Annotated in this window: 24 protein-coding genes; 17 read left to right on the forward strand and 7 right to left on the reverse strand. The window is 55.5% G+C overall.

Annotated elements, in window-relative coordinates; translation table 11 throughout:
• Positions 1–1634 precede the first annotated feature (1634 nt).
• The 5 genes from J3A98_RS10215 to J3A98_RS10235 all read left to right on the forward strand — a co-directional run bounded on the left by J3A98_RS10215 (position 1635) and on the right by J3A98_RS10235 (position 6654).
• Positions 1635–3371, forward strand: a complete 1737-nt coding sequence (locus tag J3A98_RS10215; protein WP_209965813.1) for a Mu transposase C-terminal domain-containing protein — start codon at positions 1635–1637, stop codon at positions 3369–3371.
• A 67-nt stretch (positions 3372–3438) separates the two neighbouring features.
• Positions 3439–4341 carry a TniB family NTP-binding protein gene (locus tag J3A98_RS10220; protein WP_245355154.1) on the forward strand — a complete coding sequence of 301 codons (903 nt, stop codon included), beginning with the start codon at positions 3439–3441 and terminating at the stop codon, positions 4339–4341.
• A complete protein-coding gene (locus tag J3A98_RS10225) occupies positions 4338–5111 on the forward strand; it encodes a hypothetical protein (RefSeq protein WP_209965815.1) in 774 nt (257 codons plus the stop codon). Before J3A98_RS10220 ends, J3A98_RS10225 begins: the two co-directional genes overlap by 4 nt.
• Positions 5104–6114: a hypothetical protein gene (locus tag J3A98_RS10230; protein ID WP_209965817.1), complete on the forward strand. Its 1011-nt coding sequence runs from the start codon at positions 5104–5106 to the stop codon at positions 6112–6114. Before J3A98_RS10225 ends, J3A98_RS10230 begins: the two co-directional genes overlap by 8 nt.
• 12 nt (positions 6115–6126) lie before the next feature.
• Positions 6127–6654, forward strand: a complete 528-nt coding sequence (locus tag J3A98_RS10235; protein WP_209965820.1) for a hypothetical protein — start codon at positions 6127–6129, stop codon at positions 6652–6654.
• Between the two features lie 802 nt (positions 6655–7456).
• On the opposite strand, the gene J3A98_RS10240 is transcribed toward J3A98_RS10235, so the two are convergent.
• A complete protein-coding gene (locus tag J3A98_RS10240) occupies positions 7457–7723 on the reverse strand; it encodes an antitoxin Xre/MbcA/ParS toxin-binding domain-containing protein (RefSeq protein WP_209965821.1) in 267 nt (88 codons plus the stop codon).
• A gap of 956 nt (positions 7724–8679) precedes the next feature.
• Between J3A98_RS10240 and J3A98_RS10245 the strand changes: the two genes are divergently transcribed.
• Complete coding sequence (locus tag J3A98_RS10245; RefSeq protein WP_209965824.1) at positions 8680–9318, forward strand: hypothetical protein; 639 nt, start codon at positions 8680–8682, stop codon at positions 9316–9318.
• A gap of 192 nt (positions 9319–9510) precedes the next feature.
• Here J3A98_RS10245 and J3A98_RS10250 read toward each other — a convergent pair whose 3' ends face one another.
• Positions 9511–10422: a LysR substrate-binding domain-containing protein gene (locus J3A98_RS10250; RefSeq protein WP_209965826.1), complete on the reverse strand. Its 912-nt coding sequence runs from the start codon at positions 10420–10422 to the stop codon at positions 9511–9513.
• A 134-nt stretch (positions 10423–10556) separates the two neighbouring features.
• On the opposite strand from J3A98_RS10250, the gene J3A98_RS10255 reads away from it, so the two are divergent.
• The 3 genes from J3A98_RS10255 (at position 10557) to J3A98_RS10265 (ending at position 12211) form a co-directional block, all read left to right on the forward strand.
• Complete coding sequence (locus J3A98_RS10255) at positions 10557–10901, forward strand: hypothetical protein (RefSeq protein ID WP_209965829.1); 345 nt, start codon at positions 10557–10559, stop codon at positions 10899–10901.
• Positions 10898–11506 carry a glutathione S-transferase gene (locus J3A98_RS10260; protein WP_209965831.1) on the forward strand — a complete coding sequence of 203 codons (609 nt, stop codon included), beginning with the start codon at positions 10898–10900 and terminating at the stop codon, positions 11504–11506. Before J3A98_RS10255 ends, J3A98_RS10260 begins: the two co-directional genes overlap by 4 nt.
• Positions 11507–11581: 75 nt before the next feature.
• Complete coding sequence (locus J3A98_RS10265) at positions 11582–12211, forward strand: glutathione S-transferase N-terminal domain-containing protein (protein ID WP_209965833.1); 630 nt, start codon at positions 11582–11584, stop codon at positions 12209–12211.
• 172 nt (positions 12212–12383) lie between these two features.
• On the opposite strand, the gene J3A98_RS10270 is transcribed toward J3A98_RS10265, so the two are convergent.
• From J3A98_RS10270 to J3A98_RS10280, 3 genes are all read right to left on the reverse strand, one after another.
• Positions 12384–12857, reverse strand: a complete 474-nt coding sequence (locus tag J3A98_RS10270; RefSeq protein WP_245355544.1) for a fasciclin domain-containing protein — start codon at positions 12855–12857, stop codon at positions 12384–12386.
• A 160-nt stretch (positions 12858–13017) separates the two neighbouring features.
• Complete coding sequence (locus J3A98_RS10275) at positions 13018–13722, reverse strand: anti-sigma factor (protein WP_209965838.1); 705 nt, start codon at positions 13720–13722, stop codon at positions 13018–13020.
• Entirely contained in the window at positions 13719–14294 is a 576-nt protein-coding gene (locus tag J3A98_RS10280) for a sigma-70 family RNA polymerase sigma factor (protein WP_209965840.1), read from the reverse strand. The genes J3A98_RS10275 and J3A98_RS10280 overlap by 4 nt, the downstream gene beginning before the upstream one ends.
• Positions 14295–14468: 174 nt before the next feature.
• Between J3A98_RS10280 and J3A98_RS10285 the strand changes: the two genes are divergently transcribed.
• From J3A98_RS10285 to J3A98_RS10295, 3 genes are all read left to right on the forward strand, one after another.
• Positions 14469–14996 (forward strand): DUF3455 domain-containing protein, encoded by a 528-nt coding sequence (locus J3A98_RS10285; RefSeq protein WP_209965844.1) that lies wholly within the window; start codon positions 14469–14471, stop codon positions 14994–14996.
• A 103-nt stretch (positions 14997–15099) separates the two neighbouring features.
• Positions 15100–15648, forward strand: coding sequence for a sigma-70 family RNA polymerase sigma factor (locus tag J3A98_RS10290; protein ID WP_209965846.1), 549 nt, complete (start codon positions 15100–15102; stop codon positions 15646–15648).
• Entirely contained in the window at positions 15645–16343 is a 699-nt protein-coding gene (locus J3A98_RS10295) for an anti-sigma factor (protein ID WP_209965848.1), read from the forward strand. Before J3A98_RS10290 ends, J3A98_RS10295 begins: the two co-directional genes overlap by 4 nt.
• Before the next feature lie 259 nt (positions 16344–16602).
• Here J3A98_RS10295 and J3A98_RS10300 read toward each other — a convergent pair whose 3' ends face one another.
• Positions 16603–16938: a hypothetical protein gene (locus J3A98_RS10300; protein WP_209965850.1), complete on the reverse strand. Its 336-nt coding sequence runs from the start codon at positions 16936–16938 to the stop codon at positions 16603–16605.
• 24 nt (positions 16939–16962) lie between these two features.
• Positions 16963–18615, reverse strand: a complete 1653-nt coding sequence (locus J3A98_RS10305) for an electron transfer flavoprotein-ubiquinone oxidoreductase (RefSeq protein WP_209965853.1) — start codon at positions 18613–18615, stop codon at positions 16963–16965.
• Positions 18616–18922: 307 nt separating this feature from the next.
• Between J3A98_RS10305 and J3A98_RS10310 the strand changes: the two genes are divergently transcribed.
• Genes J3A98_RS10310 through J3A98_RS10330 form a run of 5 tightly spaced genes read left to right on the forward strand, consistent with a single transcriptional unit; the run spans position 18923 to position 24176 of the window.
• Positions 18923–19792: a MaoC family dehydratase gene (locus J3A98_RS10310; protein WP_209965854.1), complete on the forward strand. Its 870-nt coding sequence runs from the start codon at positions 18923–18925 to the stop codon at positions 19790–19792.
• Between the two features lie 29 nt (positions 19793–19821).
• The gene (locus J3A98_RS10315; RefSeq protein ID WP_209965856.1) at positions 19822–20892 is read left to right on the forward strand and encodes an acyl-CoA dehydrogenase family protein; all 1071 of its coding nucleotides are present in this window, start codon (positions 19822–19824) and stop codon (positions 20890–20892) included.
• Between the two features lie 28 nt (positions 20893–20920).
• Positions 20921–22060: an acyl-CoA dehydrogenase family protein gene (locus J3A98_RS10320; protein ID WP_209969810.1), complete on the forward strand. Its 1140-nt coding sequence runs from the start codon at positions 20921–20923 to the stop codon at positions 22058–22060.
• A 21-nt stretch (positions 22061–22081) separates the two neighbouring features.
• The gene (locus J3A98_RS10325) at positions 22082–22987 is read left to right on the forward strand and encodes an SDR family NAD(P)-dependent oxidoreductase (protein ID WP_209965858.1); all 906 of its coding nucleotides are present in this window, start codon (positions 22082–22084) and stop codon (positions 22985–22987) included.
• A 22-nt stretch (positions 22988–23009) separates the two neighbouring features.
• Positions 23010–24176, forward strand: coding sequence for an acyl-CoA dehydrogenase family protein (locus J3A98_RS10330; RefSeq protein ID WP_209965861.1), 1167 nt, complete (start codon positions 23010–23012; stop codon positions 24174–24176).
• The last annotated feature ends 10 nt before the right edge of the window (positions 24177–24186 follow it).

A 24186-nucleotide genomic window follows, 5' to 3' on the forward strand; every position in this document is an offset into this window, starting at 1 on the left:
CTGGTAAAAGACGGCCTTAATCGTGGTGGTGGCCGTAAACACGCTGAGGCCACCAGGCACGCAACGTGGTCAGGGCACCGGCTGCGGCTGCCTGCAGGCGATCTAATCGGCAGCATAGCCAAAGCTGAATAGACAAGACGCCAGAGCTCGGCCGTGGAGTGCCAGCGCATGGATGTAAATTGTAGACGGCGAAGGATGTTGACGGATGCGGAATCAGATGAAGGCCGCTTGAGGCGCGGGGATCAATAGCGAATAGGCTTGGGCTGACTTGAGCGCTGGCTTACGCGGGAGCGCCGATCGTCGAGCAAAGCACCGGAATGACAGGAGAAGACTAAAATGGGACAATCGTCGGCTCAGTTTCAGTGAAGCTTCAGTTTCACCCGTAGATCGAGAGCGTTGGCTGAACTAGACGATAGAATTTCCGATGGGATCTCTAGCTGCTGGATTATGGTTTTCAAACCGGCCGATTAGGGATGGTGGGGCTGGTGAAGCTGAGGAAGTACTGGAGAGATGGAACGTAACGGGTTGATTCGAGGGGTGTTGTGCCCGTCGCGTAAATATGAGAAAAGCCCTATGGTAGATGTGGCGCGCCTCCTGAAGATGCCCTGCGATATAATGAGAATTACCTAGGGTTTTTCTCATAATTAAGCATTATTTACATGGCATTTCTCATAATTACTGCACATGCACCAATAAGCTACGACCGCTCAGGACGTCCTCCCGCAGTACCTCTCTCTGCTAATTAAGTCCGCGTTAACTCAAGGCGCTAGGCTCTGTACGAAATCCCGAAAAACCTAATCGCCGCTTCTCCAGCGCTGAGATGTTGTGGAGTCACGCGCCATTAATGGAAGGAATTCTGTGATGGCAAGGCGCCTCAAACTCACGGGCGAAGCCTGGGATGTGGTCTCCGATCTCTTCATCGAAACCCATGACCGGGGCTGGCCCCGACTGAGCGACCGACTGATGCTCGATGGCGTGCCGTGGGTTTTCTGCTCGTGTGCTGCATGGCGAGATGCCGCCATGGTCTCACTGCTTGCTCCATGCGGTGTTTGCGACATCTTTTTTCGTACAGAGCCTAGGTAACAAACCATTGGCAGCCTTGTATAGGTGAGCTGCATGGCTGCTTCAAGGCTGGGCCGATGAAGAGTCGACTCGATGGGAGAAGATCCCAAAGGACTGAAGGCATCGAAATATTTTTTGGCTAGCTAAAAATCAATTATTTCGATAAATCTTCGTTGTGATCTCACGGAACCGATAGATTTTCCTTCTCAAATTACCATTTTCATTATGGCGCTTTGGATGGCTGTTCTCACATTGTGGACTATTCTTCGCACGCCGAAAGTGCCATAACGCCATGCGACGTTCAGTTTTTGACAGACAAGTCAGAATGGTTGTGAATGAAGAAACCTGAGTTCAGCTTTATGATCTATCAAAAGCAAGGGGTCGTTTTGGTTTGCACTGTACTCAAAAACCCGAGGCGGGTGCGCTAAAAAAAGAAATTGACAGAGCGTGAAAATGGAAGTTAAAAATGGAAATAGATTTAAGGTCAGAGGCTTTCGGCTCAATGAAGATCGTCTTTAAATTTGTATTGGAAAGTTCAATGATGAGTGTTCTTATGTAGATAAAAGTGAGGGATGGATTTGGTTGAAGTTGACGGTTCTAGCACCCAAAATGAAATAAATAGGCATAAAATTGGAAGTGAGCGTTTTGCCATAGCATCTCGCTTCCTGAAAAAAGAAATATCGGCAATTGATGGGGCAGAGGCTTTAGGCTTGAGTTTGCCTCAGTTTTACAGAATAGCTGCGAATTGTCGTGGAGCGTGCGAATACACGAAATTAGTTCCGGAAAAGCGCGGTCGTAAGGTCGGACATGCTGCATTGGAACGAGCGGTTGAGCAGCTGATTGAAGATATGTTCCACGAGCATTACCAAGGGCCAGCGGCGACTTATGCGACGGTGTGGCTAGCTTGTCAAGCTGAAGCAGATGCAAGGAAAATTTTTAGGCCTAGCTACTACAGCGTCCGGCGCAGAATTATGGCAAAGGATGCAAGGCAATTATTCGCACTGAAGTACGGAGGCGAGGCCGCGAACCAGAGGTTTGGCGTTAGACCTGGACACAAAAAAACACACAGGCCACTGGAATGGGTCCAATTCGATCACACTGTTGTGGATATTTTGGTAGTCGATCATCGGGATAGAACGAAGATAATCGGGCGGCCTTGGATCAGTCTTGCAATATGTTTACATACTAGAGTGGTGTTGGGCTTTTACCTATCGCTACTACCACCAAGCGCCGTGAGCGTAGCAATGCTTATCGAGAATTGCGTGATGCCAAAGGAGGATATGTTAATTAGGTTGGGCTTGGATAAAAACCTATGGCCGGTCCATGGTTTAATGGAAACAATTCATACAGATAATGCTAAAGAGTTTATATCTGACGTTTTGGTTCTGAATTGCGCCGCATATAACATTTCAGTTAAGCATCGGAATGTAGGAAAAAAACACCAAGGCGGCCACATAGAAAGTTTGATAGGAAAATTCATGACCAAAAAGGTCCATTTTCTTCCAGGCACTACCGGGTCGAACGTTTTGATGCGTAAAGCGCTTAAAAGTGAGGCTCGGGCAGCCATGACTTTTCAGAAGCTGAGAAGTTTTTTTATATACCAGATATGTGCATATCACGAAACTAAACATTCCGCTCTCGGGTGTACGCCGATGGATGCTTGGAGTAATTATTTTTGTGAGGGTGTGAAACCTAATGAGGTACCGGAAGCTGATCGTAGAGGGTTCAGGATTAAGTTTTTTCCCGAAATCCCTAGGAAGTTAGTGGTGCCTGAGGGGATTGAACTATTTCGTAGGTTCTATTACGCGCCATGTCTAAAGGATTGGGTAAGAGAAAGAGTTCTGGTGAAATATGATCCGTATAATCTCGAAGAGCTAAATGTAAAGCTTCCAGACGGTAGTTGGCATGTTGTGCCGTGCGTGAGGAATAATCATGAAAGGAGTGCTGACTTCGAAGTATTTCGGCTGGAACGGCAAATTAGGGGCTCTAGAGACGGAACAATAACGCAACGCGGCGGCGAAGCTTTGCTAAATGCGAAAAAAGTAGTCTATGAAGAAGTTGGTGCTACCGCCCGAGCGCGGCGAGAGAAGAAGAAACAGGGTGTAGCAGAGCATAATGCGTATCAGAATTTGCTGAGCGCCGGAGATGAGGCTGCCATGACCAAAACCAGTAAGGGGCGTAGTGCTAGCGCTAAAGTAGATAGTAGTTTGATCAAATTGATGAATAATGTACCCGCTGGCGAGCCAATAATTGGTCAGATTCAAAACCCAACCAAGGTAAATTACGATGAGGAGCCAGTTCTGTACTAGGCAACTATTCTTTTTGGCGCGGAATTCTGCCTTGTACGCTGCGGTTATCGGCTAATTTGAGGATAAAATGACGGACTATAACCATGTCCACCCTACCAGGCTGGACTGTTTTTTATTAACAAATCACCAGCGGATGCTTGCATGTTCCGAGGATATCTGGGTACCCCACCCATCAGCAGAGAAACTTATAAACCAAATGTATCTGATGATGCAAATGAAAAATAAGATCAATGCACCAAGTATGGTGGTGATTGGTCCTGGTGGCTCAGGCAAAACAAGCCACATCGATGAGTTGAAGCGGCGAAACCAAAGTGCACAGGAAAAAATGGTTTTTGTGACAATGCACCAAAGCCCTAATGGCTACTCCCTAAAGGAGTTGATACTTCAGGAAATAGGTATTAAAACCTCTCGCCGCGCCCGCCAAGCAGACAATATATCTACTGAGCTTCAGTATTTAATAAAAAGCCAAAATATTCGGGCCATTGTGATTGATGAGATTCATGACGCACTCACGCTAACCGAGTTTCAGCAGCGCATAAATCTTTCACTTCTGAAAAATCTATCAGGTTCTAGCTATGGGTTGTGTGTGTTCGCCTTTGGAATTCCCGATGCAGCAAGAGTATTAAGACGAGATCCCCAGTTGGCAAGGCGGTATGCAGTTCGGTCACTTCAGCAATGGGGTAATGATGGTGAGTTTCGAAGCTTCGTTGCGTCATATATACACAGATTGCCTCTGAAAAATCCTACTAATTTCAAAGATCAACGATTGTTTCTCAAGATAATGGAAAAGGGTCAAGGTCTAACAGATAATATTGTGAAAATTCTTCAGGCGGCAGCGATGACGGCTGTTTTGGATGGCAGCGAACATATCGGACATCACCATCTAGACAACATTGATTGCATTATGGAAGACCTGTGCCTCACACTTAGAGATGTCGATGAGCTTGAGCGAACGTTGGTGGAGGCATGAGTACGCATGCGAAGGAAGTTGCGTTAAAAAAAATCAATGATTATATTTTTTTTGGTGAGGATTATCATTGGTTTTCTAATGTTCTAAACCCACAATCTGTCGATAAAAACCGCACTAAGATATACCGCATTGACGGACTGCCGGGATCTGGTATTTCAACATTTTTGAGAGCCCAGAGAGAGTTACTTGGTGATGCAGCAGTTGAGGTAGAATATATATTTAGTATGAATGAGCTTACATTGATAGACCATTTTTCGGCTGCATTGGGGCTTAGGTCTCCCCATGAGCGGTTGACTACAGTTCCTCAGTATATCAATGAGTACATTAAATATGTCGGTTTGAAAGTCGTGATTATTGATGATGTTGATCGTTTTGTGACAAAGCCTGACAGGGGGCAGTCGATTGTAAAAGCCTTGCAGGCTATTTGCACGGCCGGTAGCGGGCTTATAATTCTGTACTCCACTAGGAATTGCATGATTTCAAGTTTGGCATCACGGGTAAGTGTAGATAATCACCAAGAATTTTGGATTAAAGGTTTTTTAAATGCGGCGGATATTTCGGCCGTTGTGAAGGATTTCTTAAATGCGGCTAATGTTATCTGCAAACAAGATCTGAGGATAGCAAATGCTTGTTACCTACAAGCGGCAAGTGGCAGAGTCCTAATCGGTGAGCTCGTAACCTTGCTGAAGTCCGTGTATACGCATGCTACACGACTTCAAATGGATGAGATACGTTTAGAGAATAAGCTTTTGGATTTCTTGCATGCGTAAACTCAGGTTTAAGAGTGTTGGCTCGCACGAGAAAGCAAGATGCTACGGTGGTGAAAGCCTTTCTTCTTGGTGTTTTCGACTAGCTCAATTTCCAGAAGTGCAACAGTATCTACTGGCGAAGTCAACGCCAGGCATCATTAGTTCCATGACGCATCTATCCATCTTGGAGTTCGAGCAAAGCTGCAACAATGCTGATTTTGATTTTATTTATGATGAGCCGAGAAAGCTGATGTTGATGCCGATAATAGGCGGAAATTATAGAAAATTTTTAGTTCCTTCAGTTTGCATTCAACCCGTGATTCCTTGGCAATATAGAAGGTCTTACTGCTGCTCATGTATCTCCGAGGCGCTTCGCGTAACTAGGGCGCCTATTTTGAAATCTTCTTGGCGTAATGTGTTTGAGCCATTTTGTATAAAGCACGGTGAGTTGCTCAGAGATGCTCCGCCGCATGTTGGCCGTTTGCTTGATGGGCCTCGGGCCATTTTCAAGTGGCATCATATGAGCCCAAATGACTGTTCTTCTCATGAAGAATACACGTTGCAATGGGCTGCATTTCTTAGATCAGCTGAAAAAGTTCAGAGGAGAATCAAAAGGCTTTTGAGTGGTGACGAAGCCAATGTCCTTGATGTGAGCAACACGATTTTAGCTCTGATGCGTGCTCTGCTTAATCCTGGGTCGTTCCTTTATGATCATCTTGGCGCTCGAAGACTACCTGATATCGTAGCGTCACAGTACGAAACCATGAATATATCTTTGCGTCTTCAGGTTTTTAGGTCATCATCAGCCACTCGGGCGCGTGCACTTTTTTACGTAGGAGTAGTATTGGGTTGGATCAAGGAAAAGGAGATTGAACAAGTGTCAGGTGACAATTATTACGCGCCGAAGAGTGCTTCTGACGTGTGGGGAAGTGTTTGGGAGGCTGATTCAAAAGTGTATGCGTGGCTGCGTTCAAATCTCCATATTCATCAAAATAACGCTCTGCGCGTCTCATTGCCAAACTGACGAGGTTAGTTTTTGTTTACTTATATCTTCCCGCTGTATCTGGTATTAGGGCAGCGGATGAAAATCTCGGGCCCATATATGAAAAGGCATCCATTTATTTGCTTCCTAGTGGATGCGCGAACGGGCAAGATCTTGGATTTTATTTTTTCTGCGGGGCGTGCAGGTTGTGATATGTACTTCAGGGCGATGATGGCGTTGAGGTTTAAGGTCGTTAGTGATAACGGCTCTAGGTTGGCAACCCTTGAAGCTATGTTAAATAATTCGCCATTTTATTTTGCGGATAAGCCAGACATGGTCTGTGATACAGATCGGCCGGACATACAGAGAACCTTTAAAGAGCGCAAAATTTTGACCTTTATAGATTCTCATAAATATGGTGCGATTGTGCTCCATCACGTGTATGAGCTATTAGCCCAAGGCGCGCTTGATAGAGGAGACTCGATGTCGATTGCTCCTAACGCTTTAGCATTATTACTACAAGAGTCTGTCGGCCAAATCAACGCATACGTTGCAATCAATCCAAGCCGGATCGCAAAATAAAAACCAATCCGGCTTAGAGTCGACTGTTTTTTCGGCGATAAAGCGGACTGACTATGGGATTGAATCTAAGATCGCGCCAAAACCGCCTCAGACTTCTCATTCAATTGGCGCTATAATTAATTCGAGCTTATAGAACGTTTACGAAAAAAGCTATTCGTCGACAGCAAACCACCCACTCGGTTGTGGATGTATCATGGTCACTCACCAGACACTGCACAGCGTAAGGCTGTGTCAGGCTGCACGCTTGAAAGCTCTAGGCTTAAGATGTCGAGGTCGCGTTTTTTTGTTACGATCGTCGCAATCGAGATTATTTTCTTCACCTAGTAAAGAAAATCTTCATTTTTGAGGTTTTTCTACAATTTTCCTTCATTCGCGTGTAACTCACGCGTCGTATCCCAAGCCGCATCCCCGTGATTTTTACAGTGTCACTGCGGATTAAGGCTTTTAGAGTACGCTGCCATGATCGATCAAAAAGCCCCCCTTACTGCCCATTCGAGGTTCGTTTTCCACTCTTGCTACGATACTGTGCTCAGAACGGTGGAAGCCCGCTACGATGTTCGCGGTTACGTATTGTCTCAGATGATCAAGCTTTGCCTGCAGAGTCGCGGTACTCTATCACTCGCGCAGCGCAAGTTTTATGGGCAATACGCCCAATCTGAGGCGATTGCATTCTTGGAAATGTGTGTCACCCACTTGTTGTTCGGTCCGGCAGGTCGCTTTTCGCCTCAGGAGTATCACTACCGGGCAGATGCGCACTTGGAACCGGGCTAACCCTCTAGCCGGTTCAGCAGCAATTAGACCCTCACGTGTAAACATCGTATTCAAGGCGGTAGAGGAAGGCCCATACCTGCGCGTAGCTCTCTTCATGCCAAAGCAGGGTGCATGGGGTATGATTGCCAAGACCAAGCGCAGGGTTGATCATCCAGCGCTGCGCCAGTTCTTCTTTGCCTAGCACTTCGATAGCTTTTCTAAAAATTTGCCCCTGCCTTGTCAAGAAAGCCCCATAAGCAGGGGTCCAGCAGCTCATTGAGGGCTGCTCGCTAAGTCCGTGGATCGTGATACTGTTCATGGCAAGTGTTCCAAAGGCGATAGCCGAGAGACTCCAATGACACTATGACGTCAAGCGGGGTTGCACGCCACCGATCTCGTAGGTAAGCGCAGCGACTGCGGACTGCTCTGTGAAAATACCCTGAGTTTATCAAGTTGCCGGGAAGTGTCGGCTAAGGTCAGTCTGCCAAGCCGCTGAACCCACCCATGGAAGCCCCGTCTGAATGGCGCCCATAGAGCGCACCCGGCACGCCTGCAGCCCTTCAGAAGCGGACGACTGCTGGCTGCTGTGCCGACGGCGAATCATGTCTCTGCAGCAGTGCATCGCGTCTATTAGCATCAGCGATTGGGCGAGGGGGGTCTGTACCGGCATTGTCAATTTCAGCTCGCTCAACGCTGTAATTGGTGCGGATAACCTGTGGCTTATCAGACCTAATGTAACCAATAGCAGGACATGGCGGTAATCCGTGACCGGGATCGCTCGACCCAACGCCGCCCTTGGCGTGAGGCAGCTAACGACCCATAGCGGCCGTTCGCAGAGGGCCGCGAACGGCCAGCAGCAGACATTCATCAATCGCAAAAGGCAGGCCTCATAGCCCTGTTCGATCAACGCAAGCTCGCCTCTCTGCGCCCACAACGGACCGATTGCTGCCTATCGCGACGAGCAGCAAACGGCCCGAGACGGTTTTCCATTATCAGCGCTAGGCGGTCAAGGAGTTAAAGATCGTTCAGATCCTGCCGATTTCACAATGACGTCTCATTATCTGGCGCTAAATCGGCGCGGCGTTCGAAACCTTGTTAAGGGTGCTCCATGCTTCCAATTGTTCCTTGTTTCACCCCGCAACGGCTTGACCTCCTCGTTTCCACAACGAGAAAAGCGACTTCATTTGATTTATTGAGGGCGCATCAATGATTGCTGTACCGCCTACGCCAGTAACCGAACCAGTAAAGCAGCCTCAAGCACCTGACGAACCCCCAATGAAAAAACCAGACAACGCGAACTCGGGAAAAGGATGGGGCGCGGATGTGTGGGAGAAAACGGTAACAGATCTACTTTCCATTCCGTTCTTTGCAGCGTGGTCAGTTTTTCTATGTGCGGGGGTAGAGTACGCATCAAATACTAATCTAAATAAATTCTTCACTGATGCATTGGGTGAAGGTATCGCTTTGAAAACCATGATTTTACTGGTACTTGCGTCGGTGCTTTCCTTGTCGATCGGTTTGATTTGCAACCCAAGTCCAAGTGGATACATGATGAAAATACTCAGCGCGCCATCTAGGGCTGGTCGGACGATCTGTATGTCAACTGGCGCGTTCATAATAGGTGCTGTGCCAGTTCTGGGCTACTCAACGTGCGCTGCAAAAGCATTCGATCTGCTTTTGAGTGTAGTGGCGGTGATTTTTGTTGTGTGGTTTTTGCTACTTGCTATCGAAACGATGTTGAGTGATGCCCATTCTATTCATAACGGCTGCTCAGGGGGCGCAAGAGTCATGGGCGTAGCTTTACTCGTCATGTCTTGCTTCATCATGTGCCATTTCTATCATCAAATTTTGGCTGGGGAATTTCTTCAAAAAGAACCTACTCATAAACAAACCGTTCAGTGTAAAGCTAACTAGCGCCATCCAATGAGTCAATATTGTTCGAATTACCTGAATGCCGATCAGCCAGGCTTCAACCTGATGCAAATCTGGAATCCTCAGATAACTGGAGGTCCTGAAGTAGAAGCCTGCTAATTGGCCGTTTGCTAACTGTAGTGACCGGCCGCTTTGGGTCGGTAGCAGCCCCTTGGCAAAGGCAACAATCTGCCATCATCGAACCGTCTTGCTGCCATGATCCAGTTTGTTCAGATATACAGCGACCTCATGCGTCAGCCAACTTGAGAACACCTGCTGCTTTGTTTCCGAACGCTCGCGGTTGGGTAATACCAGCCAATACGGGTAGGGATAGGGAGCGATCACGGGGGAGAGTTGCACCAACTCCCCTCGTTGGATCGCGTCGTGCACAAGGCTGCGGCGCTCCAGGGCGATCCCCTGGCCCAAGCGCACCGCTTGAAGTACCAGGTTGGAGTCGTTGCTGCACAGGCCGATGCGTGGGACTTCCCTATCCAGCCCAGCCGCTTGACACCACGGTTGCCATGATTCCATGTTGAAAATTATGTTGCTGCCGATGATCTCTTCAGGGGTCTGTGGTAGCACCCCGCCGTTGAAGTGCGGAGCGGCAACCACCAGCGTCTCGTCATGAAAGAGCAGGTGCTGCTCCATCCCATCCCAGTCGCCCTTGCCCATGCGGATCCCGACGTCGACAGATTCCCGCGTCAAGTTCGATAGCGCCAGATTGGCCTGCAGCCGGACGCTGATGTGCGGCTGTAATTGCTGGAAACGTGGCAAGCGGGGCAACAACCAGCCGAATCCGAACGAAGGGAGAACGGCGACCACCAGTTCCGTTGACTTAGGTTGCGTCTTGATCAGTCGCGTGGCTTCGGCGATTCCGCTTAAGGATTCGCGGATCTGCAAGGCATACAGTCGTCCGTCCTCACTGACCCGCAGACCCCGTCCCTCACGGACGAACAGGGTGACGCCGATCATCTCTTCCAACACCTTGATCTGCTGGCTGATGGCCGAATGGGTGACATGCAGTTCCTTGGAGGCTGCGGTTACGCTCCCCAGCCTTGCAACCGATTCGAAGCAGCGTAGGCAGGTGATTGGAGGAATAGTCGACATGTAAGTATTTCTTACAAATAGTGGAAAAAAAAACTGATTTATAAGTGGCAAGGCTCTCATTAATGTAAGTGACGGTAAAGTCTTCGACTAGCAAGAGGACTGGAGCCATAGACGATGCGTGGGGAGCACGGCAAATGACAACGGGTAATCCTGACTGTGAAGACCACCAGTGGTTGCAGATTTCATTGACCAGCGCGCAATTGGTTTCGGTGCGGTGTACTCAAGACATCTACACGCGTGCGGTGAGCGGCAAACATTGGATCAGCGCGGACGGTGTCGACTTCGCGATTGGGCCCGGCGAGCGCGTGAAATTGTCTGCCGGGCTAGCGCTGATTGATGGGGAAGGTCTTCTACAGTTGGAGCCAGCCAGGGCACAGAAGCAGCACCAGGCGTATCCGTTCCCATGGCCGCTACCCCAGCTATTCAAACGCCAGATAACGGCATTAGAGATCAACATCAATCAAGGAGGCTATCGATGAAACTCATTGGGATGCTGGATTCACCTTACGTTCGCCGGGTAGCTATATCCCTGGACCTTCTAGGCATCGAGTTCGAACATGCCCCACTGTCGGTGTTCAGCACATTTGAAGAGTTTTCGAGGATCAATCCGGTGGTCAAAGCGCCGACTCTGCTGCTTGATGACGGCTCCGTACTGATGGACTCGACGCTGATCATCGATTATTTCGAGACCCTCAGCACACCCGAGAGCAAGCTATTGCCAAGCGAACCACAGGCGTTGGCCAGAGCTTTGAGTACATTGGGACTGGCGCTGACGGCATGCGAGAAGACCGTCCAGATCGTCTATGAACACAATCTTCGACCGTTGGAAAAGCTTCATCAGCCCTGGGTCGAACGCGTCACCCGGCAGTTGCTGGCGGCGTGCGCGGAGTTGGACAAGCAATTGGCAGCACAAGCGTCGCACGGCGTGCGCCCAGACCAGGTTGAGGTCACTTGTGCGGTGGCCTGGTCGTTCATGCAGTTGATGCTGCCCGACGTAGTCAAGGCCAGCGATTTCCCGGCCATCAATGCCCATGCGGCCCGCCTGGAACAGACCGATCTGTTCAAGCGTTATCCGATTGCCTGAGCCCTGGCGTAACGGACCGGGCTCAACCGCGCCGATTGCCCCCCCGCCACTGATTGGCTTTTGCGAGCCGTATCCATGTACACACTTTATTTCGCACCGACGGCCAATGGTCACAAGATCCTGATCATGCTAGAGGCGCTTGGCGTGCCTTACCGGATCCGCCGGATAAACCTGGCGCAGGGTGAACAACACCAGCCAGACTTCGCCCGCCTGACAATCCACCGAAAGATCCCGTTGTTGGTCGATCACGATCAGGCGCTGATCCTGCCCGAGTCCGGAGCTATCCTTCAATATCTGGCGGAAAAGCACTCGCGATTCCTACCGTGGGTAGGGCCCGAGCGCTATGCGGTGCTCCACTGGCTGGCCTGGCAAATCAGCAGCCTGGGGCCGATGGCCGGGCAGAACTATCACTTCATTCATCAAGAGGCCGAAGACAACCAGTACGCAAGATCGCGCTATCAGGAACAAACCGTCCATTTATTCAACACAGTGGAAAAGGCTTTGGCCGGACGCGATTTCATTGCTCGGATGTACTCGATTGCCGACATGGCCATTTATCCCTGGCTGCACATCCACGCTCAATTGCAGGTTGATATCCGGACATTGCCCAATGTGACCGGCTACCTGAAGCGAATGGCGGCCCGTGAAGAAGTGCTAACCGCCTATGTCAAGGGGGCAGGGTCGACACAGCCGCTCCCGGGATGATGCACCGAGAGTCTCCCTGCAATTTTTTTATGAACGAATTATTGACTGAAAAGGGGACAGATTTATTCCCCCTAGCCCAGACGTCCCCTATGGGTCGAAAGCCGCCGCTCCGGACTGACCGCTCCCGACCCATAGCGGACATCGCTCAGAATGCCCGCCATGACCGACAACGCTACTTCGGCATCAACACCGTATCGACCACATGAATCACGCCATTGGCCTGCATCACATCGGCGATGGTAACTGCGGCCTTGCCACCCTTGGCGTCCATCACCCAAAGCTCACTGCCATGGAGCATGACGGTCAGGGGTTCACCCTGGACGGTTTTCAGCATGATCTTGCCGCCGTGCGCCTTGGCCTCGGTCATCAATTGCTTGGCGGTGAGGGTGCCGGACACCACGTGGTAGGTCAGAATCTTCGTCAAGTCCGCTTTGTGCTCGGGTTTCACCAAGGTATCGACTGTGCCGGCAGGCAGCTTGGCGAAAGCTTCGTTGGTCGGTGCAAAAACGGTGAACGGACCTTTGCTATTGAGGGTGTCCACCAGCCCCGCCGCTTTGACCGCTGCCACCAGTGTGGTGTGGTCTTTGGAGTTCACCGCGTTCTCGACAATGGTCTTGTTGGGGTACATCGGCGCACCGCCGACCATGGGCGGGCTGGCGGCGAAGCCGGGGGATGCGGCCAGGCAGAGGGCAGCCAGGCAAGTCGCGGCAATGCGTTGAACAAAGGTAAGCATGATGCGTCTCCTCGATTCTTCGGCCTTCGGATGAAGGTGAGGAATATACGGAGCAGCCACCCAGACGGATGCATCACAACGACGATATTTTTCCTTGGGCGATGACCGGCCCGGTCGGCAACCCGGTCGGTGAACCTTCCGGCGGTTCTAGCGATACCGCCAGCACCGCGCCGGCGGTCAACGCGCTGGCCAGTTCCGAGGGCACGACCAAGGCGGTGGCGACATTGGCCGGTAGCAGGCCAAGCGAGTGCGCTGTTCCATCGCCACCGATCAGCCAGACCTGGGCACTACGGTATTGCCAAGTAGTAGTTCGGGTGGGGATGAACAGCACGCTGGTACCGCCGGCTTGAACCGTTGCGGCAAACAGCGTGTTCCCGTCGCTCTGCTCCAGGCGGGCCAGCATGGCAGGCGGCGTTGGGCTGGGCGGCTGCAGGAGCGTGATCATGCTGACCAGCAAGCCGGCCGCCAGGGCCGCCGAGGTCCAGCGCCAGAACCCAAGGCCACGCCACCAGGCCGGTCGTTCTCTCACCTGCTGGCCGCTTACCGGGAACAGTTGCTCCTCAATCGCCTGCCAGACATGCTCTGGCGGGCTGGCCTCGGGCAGCTCATCGAGCCAGCAGGCAAAGTGAGACTGCCACGCGGCAATCGCCGCCTGGGCTTTGGGGTCCTGAGCAGCCATGGCCTCGACCTGGGCGCGCTCATCGGCGCTGAGTACGCCCAGCACGTATTCGGCAATCAACTGATCGCGTTCGTCGGGTGGAGCGCCGTGATCGGTCATAGGCCTAGGCACCCACGCAAGACCAGCAGCCCGCGACGGATCCAGCTTTTCATGGTGCCCAGCGGAATGCTGTGGCGTTCAGCCAGTTCGGCATACGAGCAGCCTTCGAAGAATGCCACGCGGATATAGCGTTGCTGATCCTCCGCCAGTGTTGCCAGGCAGCGATCGATTGCATTGCCCTGGCGTTCGCGTTCGACGCTGTCTGCAACGTCATCCTTCGCGTCCCATTGCGCGACGCTGTCGAGTGGTTCGTGGATATGCCGGGCGCGTCGCCGGTCTATGGCTTTGTGCCGAGCGATGGTCGCAAGCCATGTGTAGGCACTGGCGAGCCCGGGGTCAAAACTGGAAGCCTTGAGCCAGATGCTGGTGTAGGCCTCCTGCAGCACCTCTTCTGCCTCGGCGCGATTGCCCAGATAATACAGGCAGATCCCGAACAGTCGGGCCGAAGTGGCGCGGTACAAGGCTTCGAAGGCCAGGCGGTTGCCGCTGCCGCAGGCCTGCAGCAGTACATCCTGTGCCTGGGCCTCGGTTTGCCCTGGGGCGGGCTGCGCAGTGTTTGGTCTGATAGGCAAAGAGGGCGGTCTCCTGCGGCGCATTCATCCACTCTAGCCTGCTTTGCAGCCGCTGCCCGGGTGGCCATGGCGCAGTTTTTTTCCATTCAGTGCATCCAGTCCGGCGGTTGGCGGGTATTGCTGAATGGGCTGCTTGTGACTGCCCAGCCAAATGACCTATCAGGAGCACTGCCCATGAACCTCAAATCCCCCGCCTGCTTGCTCGCTTGCAGCCTCGCCTTGGCCCTGCAGCCCGCCCACGCCCAGCCCGCGCTGCCAGACGCGATCAAGGTTCCCGATGGCCATCGCGTCATGCTCGAAACCGTCGGCGTCGGCGAGATCACCTACGAATGCCGCGACAAGGCCAACACACCCGGCCAGACCGAATGGACCTTCGTCGGCCCCAAGGCAGTGCTCAATGATCGCGCCGGTAAACAGGTGGGCGATTACTTCGGCCCGCCCGCTACCTGGCAGGCCAAGGATGGCTCGAAAGTAACGGGCACCCAGCTGGCGGTGGCACCGGCGGACAAAGGCGCCATACCCTACCAACTGGTCAAGGCCAACCCGGCCGAAGGCAAAGGCGCCATGCAAGGGGTCAGCTATATCCAGCGCCTGGCCACCCGCGGCGGCGTGGCGCCGACAAGCGACTGCACAGCGCAGAATAAAGGTGCCAAGCAGGACGTGCAGTACCAGGCCGACTATGTGTTCTGGACAGCCAAGTAAGACGCACTTGAGCAGACACCTTGCAATCGTTCATCTACGCTCGTTGGCAAGCCCCCGGCTGGATGGCCGGGGTACCTTGCATGACACAAGGAAGCTGCACACGTTGAATTCGCCTGTCCCCCCCTTCGACTTCCACCGCTGCCTGGAGGCCTGCGCACAGGGCGATCGGCGTGCCCTGCAGGCGCTTTACGACCACGAAGGCGCACGCCTGCTGGGCGTTGCTCGGCGCATCGCGCGTGACGACGCCAGCGCAGAAGATATCGTCCACGACGCGTTTATCCGCATCTGGACCCGCGCCGCTAGCTTCGACCCGGCGCGCGGCTCGGCACGCGGCTGGATCTACAGTATCACCCGCCACCTGGCATTGAATTCGATCCGCGATTCCCGCCGCGAAACGGTGCTGGACGAAGCCGATATGGATACGACGCCCACATTGCACGGGGGATTCGATGACATTGACCTCTGGTCAGGGTCGGCGAAGATCTACCGTTGCCTCGAAAAACTGCAGCCTGCACCGCAGCGTTGCATCCTGCACGCCTATGTGGACGGCTGCAGCCACGCCGAAATCGCTGGGCTTCTGGGGGCGCCCTTGGGCACCGTCAAAGCCTGGATCAAGCGCAGCCTCAAGGCATTACGGGAGTGCCTGGAATGAAGCCGGATACTGCCGAGGAACTGGACAGCCTCGCCGGCGAGTTTGTGCTGGGAACCCTGTCGCCACAGCAACATGCCACAGTGATTGAGCGCCTGGGCAGCGATCCGGCTTTGCGCGCCGCCGTGGATGCCTGGGAGGCACGTTTGCTGGAGCTGACCGCGCTGGCTGCGCCGCAACCAGCAAGCGCTCGCCTGTGGGGCCGTATCCAGCGCAGCCTGAGTGAACTGGCCGCACCCGCCGTACAACAGCGAGTCAAATGGTGGCGACGCCTCGGCCTGTGGCAAGGGCTGAGTGCTGCGGGGCTGGCTGCAAGCGCGGTCCTGGCGTTTACATTGCTTACTGCGCCCCCGCCCAACACTCAATTCGTGGTGGTACTGGTGGCACCGAGCAGCCAGACCGCCGGCTGGGTGGTGCAGACCAGCGACAGCCGCATGATCGAGCTGATCCCGCTGGGCCAGGATGCGGTCCCCGAAGGCATGGCCCTGCAGTTCTGGACCAAGGGCGAGCAGTGGCGAGCACCGGTTTCGCTGGGCCTGGTCAAACCCGGTGAACCCCATCGTGTCCCGCTGCAGAGCCTGCCACCGCTGGAGGCCAACCAGTTGTTCGAGCTGACCCTGGAAAAAGCCGGCGGCTCGCCTACCGGGTTGCCGACGGGGCCGGTGAAGTTCATTGGCCGCGCGGTAAAAGTGATTTGACCAAAAAGGTCTGCAACCACTGACCGCTTTGGGTCGACAGCAGCCGGTCGCTCCAGACTGCTTTCGACGCCTTGCCAGTTACAGCTAACAATGCAAAAACATCTCGAAGTTTTTTTAATCGACAGGATCGACTCAAAGCCAGATCAGGAGAATTACATGTTCTAGACCGACCTCACAAAATCTGGCGTCTGAGAAGTGACAATGCCAAGCATTGGCCAAAATATCTAACATGTGTTCACAGTACTCTTTCACTTCTCGCCTACATACATGCTCTGGCAGCTTCTTCCCAGCGTTCCGCTCGGCCTTGTGCCGTCGGCAAGAAGACTTCGACGCTGATCCCCGGTGTCTGCTCACGAATCACAGCCAATGCGATGGGGCCGATATGCAATGCGGACACTTCCAGGGTGTAACCAGTAGGCGTCTTAGTTTTTGAAAGCGAGGTGGCCGGTGCTTGCCACTTGGGCTCCAAGCACTGCACGTACGCCTGCGCGGTCTTTTCACTGTCGCCAGTGAATCCTGTGGAGTGGGACTCCAAAAATCCCCTTGAGCACCCTGCCAGTGCCAGGGCTGCGAGGAGGGCTGCGAGTGTTTTCATGGCGTGCGTCCTGTCGGGAAAAGGTTACATGTTGGGATAGTTGGGGCCGCCGGTTCCTTCCGGGGCAACCCAAGTGATGTTCTGGGCGGGGTCCTTGATATCGCAGGTCTTGCAGTGCAGGCAGTTCTGCGCATTGATCTGCAGGCGCATATCGCCATTTTCTGCCGCGACGATTTCATACACGCCCGCGGGGCAATAGCGTTGAGCGGGCTCATCGAAAAGGGGCAGGTTGTTGTTGATAGGCAGGTTAGGGTCGGCAAGCTTGAGGTGAACCGGCTGGTCTTCCTCGTGGTTGGTACTGGAAAGAAACACCGATGAGAGCTTGTCGAAACTCAGCTTGCCATCCGGTTTCGGGTATTCGATCCGTGGTGCCTTGCTAGCCGGTTTGAGGCAGCTGTGGTCCGGGCGGATATCGCGAAGGGTGAACGGGAGTTTGCCGCCGAACAGGTTCTGATCAATGAAGTTGAAGGCGCCGCCTGCGATCGCACCAAACTTGTGGAGGGCGGCCCCGAAGTTGCGACTGCGCAGTAGTTCGTCATGTAGCCAACTGGCCTTGAAGCCTTCGACATACTCAAACAGTTCGTCGCCGCTACGTCCTGCCTGTAACGCTTGCGCGATGGCCTCTGCTGCAAGCATGCCCGACTTCATTGCGGTGTGGCTGCCCTTGATCTTGGCAAAGTTCAAGGTCCCCAGATCACAGCCGATCAGTGCACCGCCTGGGCAAACCATCTTGGGCAATGCGTTCAACCCACCCTTGCAGATAGCCCGGGCGCCGTAACTGACACGCTTGCCGCCTTCCAGATACTGGCTGATCACCGGGTGGTGCTTGTAGCGCTGGAACTCGTCAAACGGTGACAGATGGGGGTTGCTGTAGGACAGGTCGACGATCAGACCAACCACCACCTGATTGTTTTCCAGGTGGTAGAGGAACGAGCCGCCGGGGTTCTCGTCATTCAGCGGCCACCCGGCCGTGTGCACCACCAGGCCAGGCTCGTGTCGCGCCGGATCGATGTCCCAGATTTCCTTGATGCCAAGGCCGTAGTGTTGCGCATCAGCCTCGCTGTCGAGGTCGAAGCGCTTGATCAGTTGCTTGCCGATATGCCCACGGCAACCCTCCGCGAACAAGGTGTATTTGCCGCGTAGTTCCATGCCAGGTGTGTAATAACCTGCCTTGGGTTGGCCGTCACGATCCACGCCCAGATCACCGGTGACGATCCCGCACACTCGGCCATGTTCATCGATCAGCGCTTCTTGAGCGGCGAATCCGGGGTAGATTTCCACACCCAAGGCTTCGGCCTGTTGTGCCAGCCAGCGGCACAGGTTGCCCAACGAAATGATGAAGTTTCCTTCGTTGTGCATGGTACGAGGAACAAAGAAATTAGGGACTTTGCTGGCCCGCTCTGCGTCCCGGAGAAAGTAGATGTCGTCGCGCTTTACCGGTGTGATCAACGGCGCGCCGAGCGCTTGCCAATCGGGGAAAAGCTCATTCAATGCGCGGGGCTCGAAGATGGCACCGGACAGGATATGGGCACCAACTTCAGAGCCCTTTTCGACCACGCAGACATTGATCTGCTGGCCCGTTTCCAACGCCTTCTGCTTGAGTCTGCAAGCCGCGGCCAGGCCCGATGGGCCGGCTCCGACGATGACTACATCGAACTCCATTGATTCCCGTTCCACTGCTCGACCTCTCTGTAGCGATTCGATATCCACCCAGGCATGCCCAGGCACTGCCCCATGGGTCGAATGATTCGGCAGGTGATACAAGAATTCAATTTATGAAACGCCAAGTGGCACTTCCGATTCGTTGAACAGAACCAATGCGCATGCCAGGTCATGGGTGGGCCATGCGTGGCCCTGACGATTGATGAATTGCAATGCGGATTCACCGAGGAGGCACTTTCGAATTCGTAAATTGAATTGGAAGTTCGCTTGCTGAAACATCCCCTCAAGTCATGAACAGCGACAAGAACAAGGGGATGGCATCATGCCCATCGAGATTGAAAAGCTGCTTGATTATCCGATCCCTGTGGTCCGCCAAACCCTGACCCGACAACAGACGGCGCTCTATGCACTGTCTGTCGGGATGGGTTGCGACCCGTTGGACGAGCGGCAATTGGGCTATGTCGACTTCCGTCGCGACCTGAACGCCATGCCTTCGATGGCACTGGTGCTCGGGCACCCTGGCTTCTGGCTGGGCGACCCACGTTCGGGCGTGGACCCCAAGTGTGTGGTGCATGGCGAGCAGGAAATTACCCTGCATGCCCCGCTTCCCGTGGAAGGGCAGGTGATCGGATCGACCAAGATCCTCGGGGTGGCTGACAAAGGGCCGGGGCAGGGCGCCTTGCTCTACACGCAAAAAGAAGTGCGTAACGCTGAGAGTGGGCAATTGCTGGCGAGCACGCTGAGCACGACTTTCCTGCGTGGTGGCGGAGGCTTTGGTGGAGATAGCACGCCACTGCGCAGCAGCCACCAGGTGCCGGACGCCGAGCCCGACTTCTGCGTGGACCTTCCCACCCGGCCGGAGCAAGCCCTCTATTACCGAATCAATGGCGACGACAACCCGTTGCATGCAGACCCTGCCGTGGCCCGCGCGGCGGGCTTCAGCCGGCCGATTCTACACGGGTTGTGCACCTTTGGCGTGGTGTGCCACGCCCTGCTCAAGACCCTTTGCAATTATGACGCCGGCGCCTTGCGCAGCATGGCGCTGCGTTTTTCTGCGCCGGTGCTGCCAGGGGAAACCATTCGCAGTGAGATTTGGCGCGACGGCTCCTTCCGTGCGCGTGTCCTGGAACGTGACGCCCTGGTGGTGAGCAACGGCCTGGCGACATTTGCCCCGACCTCTACCCAGAACTGAATTCATTACCAGGCTATCAGGAGACCGAGATGCATTCGTCTGAAGAACGTTTGGAAAACATCCGCATGATCCGCGACAGCGCGGTGGCGTTCGCCCCGGCCAGCGAGCTGGCCCGAGTGCGCGGCCTGCGCTACCAGGTGCCGGGGTTCGACGGCGCGGTATGGCGCGAGATGGCCGACAACGGCTGGCTAGGCTTGTCGTTGCCCGAAGCTCAGGGCGGCATTGGCCTGGGCATGGCCGAGTACTGCGCCTTGCTGGAAGTGTTCGGCGCCGCCTTGCTGCCCGAGCCCTTCGTACCGGCGGTGCTGGCGGCGCGCCTGCTCGATGGTGAACAACTGACTGCACAACTGAGCGGTGAGCGCCTGCTGCTGCCAGCCTTGCAAGAGCAGATCGACAGCCTCGAAGCCGCTGAAGGCGGCACCCGACTGCACAACGGCAAGGTCAGGGGGCGCAAGCTGTGCATCCCCATGGCCGCTAGCGCCGACGGCTTTTTGGTCAGCACCCCCGATGGCCTGGCCCTGGTGGACGCCAAGGCCCCGGGCGTGAAGTTGGAAATCGTCACCACTCAGGACGGCGGCCACTTCGGCCACCTGCAGCTGGATAGCGCCCCGGCCGAAACCTTGCCACTGCAGGCCCAGGCCCTGGCCGACGCCCTTGACGAAGCCGCCCTGGGCACCGCCGCCTACCTGCTGGGCGCCGCCGAACAGGCCTTCGCCCTGACCCTGGAGTACCTGCGCACCCGCAAGCAGTTCGGCCAGACCATCGGCAATTTCCAGGCCCTGCAGCACCGCGCCGTGGACTTGAAGCTGCAACTGGCCTTGTGGCGCGCCAGCCTGGACGCGGCGGCGGCTACCTGTGACGCAGGCGCCCCGGCCACCCAGCGCCGCGCGGCCGTTTCCCGGGCCAAGGCCCGCGCCGCCGATGCCGCCTTGCTGGTGACCCGCCAGGCCGTGCAGTTGCACGGCGCCATTGGCTACACCGACGAGTGCGACGTGGGCCTGTACCTGCGCAAAGCCATGACCCTGGCCAACCTGTACGGCTCATCCGACCAGCACCGTCGTCGTTACGACGCCTGCATGCCACGCCTGGCCAGCGCCTGAGGACCCGACCATGAGCGACACACCACAACTGCCCGATTTCAACGCCCTGAGCGACGATGCCTTCCGCCAAGCCGTACGCGAATTCCTGCATGCGCACTTTCCCGAAGCGCTGCGCGACTTACCCAAACGCCTGCATTGGGAAGAGGTCAAGGACTGGTACATGACCCTCTCCGAGCACGGCTGGCTTTGCCCGGGCTGGCCCCGTGAGTTCGGTGGCATGGGCCTGTCGGCGGCCAAGCAGCTGATCTATACCGAGGAATTCGAGAACCACGGCGTGGCCCGTACCCCGGACCACGGCATCATGTTGCTCGGCCCGCTGCTGATCCGCTACGGCTCACCCGAGCAACAGCAGTACTTCCTGCCGCGCATCCTTTCCGGCGAGCACATCTGGTGCCAGGGCTACAGCGAGCCCAACGCTGGCTCCGACCTGGCCAGCCTGCGCACAGAAGCGGTGCTCGACGATGACGAATGGGTAGTCAACGGCCAGAAAATCTGGACCACCCTGGCCACCGACGCCGACTGGATCTTCCTGCTGGTGCGCACCGACAAGACGGCGAAGAAGCAGGAGGGCATCAGCTTCCTGCTGGTGCCGATGGACAGCCCCGGCGTGACCGTGCGGCCGATCCTCAACCTGGACCTGCACGACGAGCTCTGCGAGGTGTTCTTCGACGATGTGCGCGTGCCCAAGGCCAACCTGGTTGGCGAAATGAATGCTGGCTGGACCATGGCTAAGGCGCTGCTGGGCTTCGAGCGCATCTTCCTCGGCTCGCCCAAGCAGTCCGCCAATGCCCTGACCCGCCTGGAAGTGCTCGGCGAGCACTTGGGCCTTCACGACGAGCCGGGTTTCCGCGACCGCCTGACCCGCCTGCGCCTGGACCTGGACGACCACAAGCTGCTGTTCGAGACCTTCGCCGAGCGCCTGCGCCGGGGCGAGAACCTGGGCGCCGACGTGTCGCTGCTCAAGGTGCACCAGACCGAGCTATTCCAGCGCATCACCGACTACATGCTGGAGATCGCCGGGGAATACGCCGCCTATCTGGAGCCGATCGAGGGCAACGGCAACCTGAACCCCACCGGCCTGTTCCTCCAGGCGCGCCCCGCGACCATCTACGGCGGCAGCTCGGAGATCCAGCGCAACATCCTGGCCAAAGCGATGCTCGGCCTGTAACCGATCGACGGAGAGAACGACATGCTCGACAACAAAGTAGTGGTGGTCACCGGTGCCGGTGGCGGCATCGGCCGGGCCATCGCCGTGGAAATGGCACGTGCCGGCGCCTCGGTGGTGATCAATGACGTGGGCGTGTCCCTGGGCGGCGAGGGCGGCTCGTCCACCCCGGCCCAGGAGACGTTGAAACTGATCGAAGGCTTCGGTGGTCGCGCGGTGATCAACACCGACAGCGTGGCCGACTGGAATGGCGCGCAGAACATCATCACCTGCGCCATGGACAGCTTTGGCCGTATCGATGGCGTTGTGAACAACGCCGGCATCATCCGCGACGTGATCTTCCACAAGATGAGTGTGGAGGATTGGCAGTCAGTGATCCAGGTGCACCTGAACGGCAGCTTCTTCGTCAGCCGTGCCGCCGCCGAGCGTTTTCGCGCACAGAGCAGCGGGGCCTTCGTGCACATGGTCAGCACTTCGGCGCTGATCGGCAACGTCGGCCAGGCCAACTACTCGGCGGCCAAGCTGGGGATGGTGGCACTGAGCAAATCCATCGCGCTGGACATGCAGCGCTTCAACGTGCGCTCCAACTGCCTGGCGCCATTCGCCTGGAGCCGCATGACCAGCGCGATACCGGATGTGACGGCGGAAGAAAAGGCCCGGGTCGAGCGCTTGAAGCAGATGACGCCGGAAAAGAATGCTCCGCTGGCGGTGTACCTGCTGTCGGACCAGGCCAAGGACGTGAACGGCCAGGTGTTCACCGTGCGCCGCAACGAGATCTTCCTGATGGGCCAGAACCGCCCGGTGCGCTCGGTGCAGCAAGGCGAAGGCTGGACTGCCCAGGCCATCGCAGAGCATGGCATGCCAGCGCTCACCGGCTCTTTCACCTCGCTGCAGGTCAGCGCGGACGTCTTTTGCTGGGACCCGGTTTAACGCGTTCATGAGGTTGAGTTTTATGACTGCCACACACACCCAACAGCACTACCAAGACATCCGTGAGGGCGTCCGTGCCCTGTGCGCGGAGTTCCCCGCCGAATACTGGCGCAAGATCGACGAGCAAAAAGGTTTCCCGGAAGCCTTCGTCACGGCCATGACGGAGGCGGGCTGGCTGTCGGCGATGATCCCGGAAGAATATGGCGGCTCGGGCTTGGGACTCGCTGAGGCATCGGTGATTTTGGAGGAGGTCAATCACTGCGGTGGTAACTCCGGCACCATCCATGGGCAGATGTACAACATGTTCACCCTGCTGCGTAACGGCAGTGAAGAGCAGAAGCGCCATTACCTGCCAAAGCTGGCCAGCGGCGAACTGCGTTTGCAGTCGATGGGCGTGACTGAGCCGACCACCGGCACCGACACCACCAAGATCAAGACCACCGCAGTGCGCCAAGGCGACAAGTACATCATCAATGGGCAGAAGGTGTGGATCTCCCGGGTGCAGCACTCGGATTTGATGATTCTGCTGGCTCGCACCACGCCGTTGGCGGAGGTGAAGAAGAAGGTCGATGGCATGTCGATCTTCCTGGTCGACCTGCGCGAGGCCATTGGCAATGGCTTGACGGTCCAGCCGATCGCCAACCTGGTGAACCACGAGACCAACGAGCTGTTTTTCGACAACCTGGAAATTCCGGCCAGCAGCTTGATCGGCGAAGAGGGCAAGGGCTTCCGCTACATTCTCGATGGACTCAATGCGGAGCGCACGCTGATCGCCGCCGAATGCATCGGCGATGGTCGCTGGTTCGTCGAAAAGGCCAGTGCGTATGCCCGCGATCGTGTCGTCTTTGGCCGCCCGATTGGGCAGAACCAAGGTGTGCAATTCCCCATCGCCGAAGCCCATATCGAGATCGAGGCCGCCGACCTAATGCGTTGGCGCGCGTGTGAAGAGTACGACAGTGGCCGCAATGCCGGTGCGGCGGCCAACATGGCCAAGTACCTGGCAGCCAAGGCCAGTTGGGAGGCAGCCAACGCTTGCCTGCAGACCCATGGTGGCTTCGGCTTTGCGAACGAGTATGACGTAGAACGCAAGTTCCGTGAGACACGCCTGTATCAAGTTGCGCCTATCTCTACAAACCTGATTCTCAGCTATGTCGCCGAGCACCTGCTCGAGATGCCGCGCTCTTTCTGAGGACAAGGTG

This window comes from Pseudomonas sp. BP6 (assembly GCF_017875935.1).
Classification (GTDB): domain Bacteria; phylum Pseudomonadota; class Gammaproteobacteria; order Pseudomonadales; family Pseudomonadaceae; genus Aquipseudomonas; species Aquipseudomonas putida_Y.

Coding starts and splice junctions, on each gene's coding strand:
- J3A98_RS10215 (WP_209965813.1), top strand. CDS start 1,635: ATGGATTTGGTTGAAGTTGACGGTTCTAGCACCCAAAATGAAATAAAT.
- J3A98_RS10220 (WP_245355154.1), top strand. CDS start 3,439: ATGACGGACTATAACCATGTCCACCCTACCAGGCTGGACTGTTTTTTA.
- J3A98_RS10225 (WP_209965815.1), top strand. CDS start 4,338: ATGAGTACGCATGCGAAGGAAGTTGCGTTAAAAAAAATCAATGATTAT.
- J3A98_RS10230 (WP_209965817.1), top strand. CDS start 5,104: ATGCGTAAACTCAGGTTTAAGAGTGTTGGCTCGCACGAGAAAGCAAGA.
- J3A98_RS10240 (WP_209965821.1), bottom strand. CDS start 7,723: ATGAACAGTATCACGATCCACGGACTTAGCGAGCAGCCCTCAATGAGC.
- J3A98_RS10245 (WP_209965824.1), top strand. CDS start 8,680: ATGAAAAAACCAGACAACGCGAACTCGGGAAAAGGATGGGGCGCGGAT.
- J3A98_RS10250 (WP_209965826.1), bottom strand. CDS start 10,422: ATGTCGACTATTCCTCCAATCACCTGCCTACGCTGCTTCGAATCGGTT.
- J3A98_RS10255 (WP_209965829.1), top strand. CDS start 10,557: ATGACAACGGGTAATCCTGACTGTGAAGACCACCAGTGGTTGCAGATT.
- J3A98_RS10260 (WP_209965831.1), top strand. CDS start 10,898: ATGAAACTCATTGGGATGCTGGATTCACCTTACGTTCGCCGGGTAGCT.
- J3A98_RS10265 (WP_209965833.1), top strand. CDS start 11,582: ATGTACACACTTTATTTCGCACCGACGGCCAATGGTCACAAGATCCTG.
- J3A98_RS10270 (WP_245355544.1), bottom strand. CDS start 12,857: ATGGTCGGCGGTGCGCCGATGTACCCCAACAAGACCATTGTCGAGAAC.
- J3A98_RS10275 (WP_209965838.1), bottom strand. CDS start 13,722: ATGACCGATCACGGCGCTCCACCCGACGAACGCGATCAGTTGATTGCC.
- J3A98_RS10285 (WP_209965844.1), top strand. CDS start 14,469: ATGAACCTCAAATCCCCCGCCTGCTTGCTCGCTTGCAGCCTCGCCTTG.
- J3A98_RS10295 (WP_209965848.1), top strand. CDS start 15,645: ATGAAGCCGGATACTGCCGAGGAACTGGACAGCCTCGCCGGCGAGTTT.
- J3A98_RS10300 (WP_209965850.1), bottom strand. CDS start 16,938: ATGAAAACACTCGCAGCCCTCCTCGCAGCCCTGGCACTGGCAGGGTGC.
- J3A98_RS10310 (WP_209965854.1), top strand. CDS start 18,923: ATGCCCATCGAGATTGAAAAGCTGCTTGATTATCCGATCCCTGTGGTC.
- J3A98_RS10315 (WP_209965856.1), top strand. CDS start 19,822: ATGCATTCGTCTGAAGAACGTTTGGAAAACATCCGCATGATCCGCGAC.
- J3A98_RS10325 (WP_209965858.1), top strand. CDS start 22,082: ATGCTCGACAACAAAGTAGTGGTGGTCACCGGTGCCGGTGGCGGCATC.
- J3A98_RS10330 (WP_209965861.1), top strand. CDS start 23,010: ATGACTGCCACACACACCCAACAGCACTACCAAGACATCCGTGAGGGC.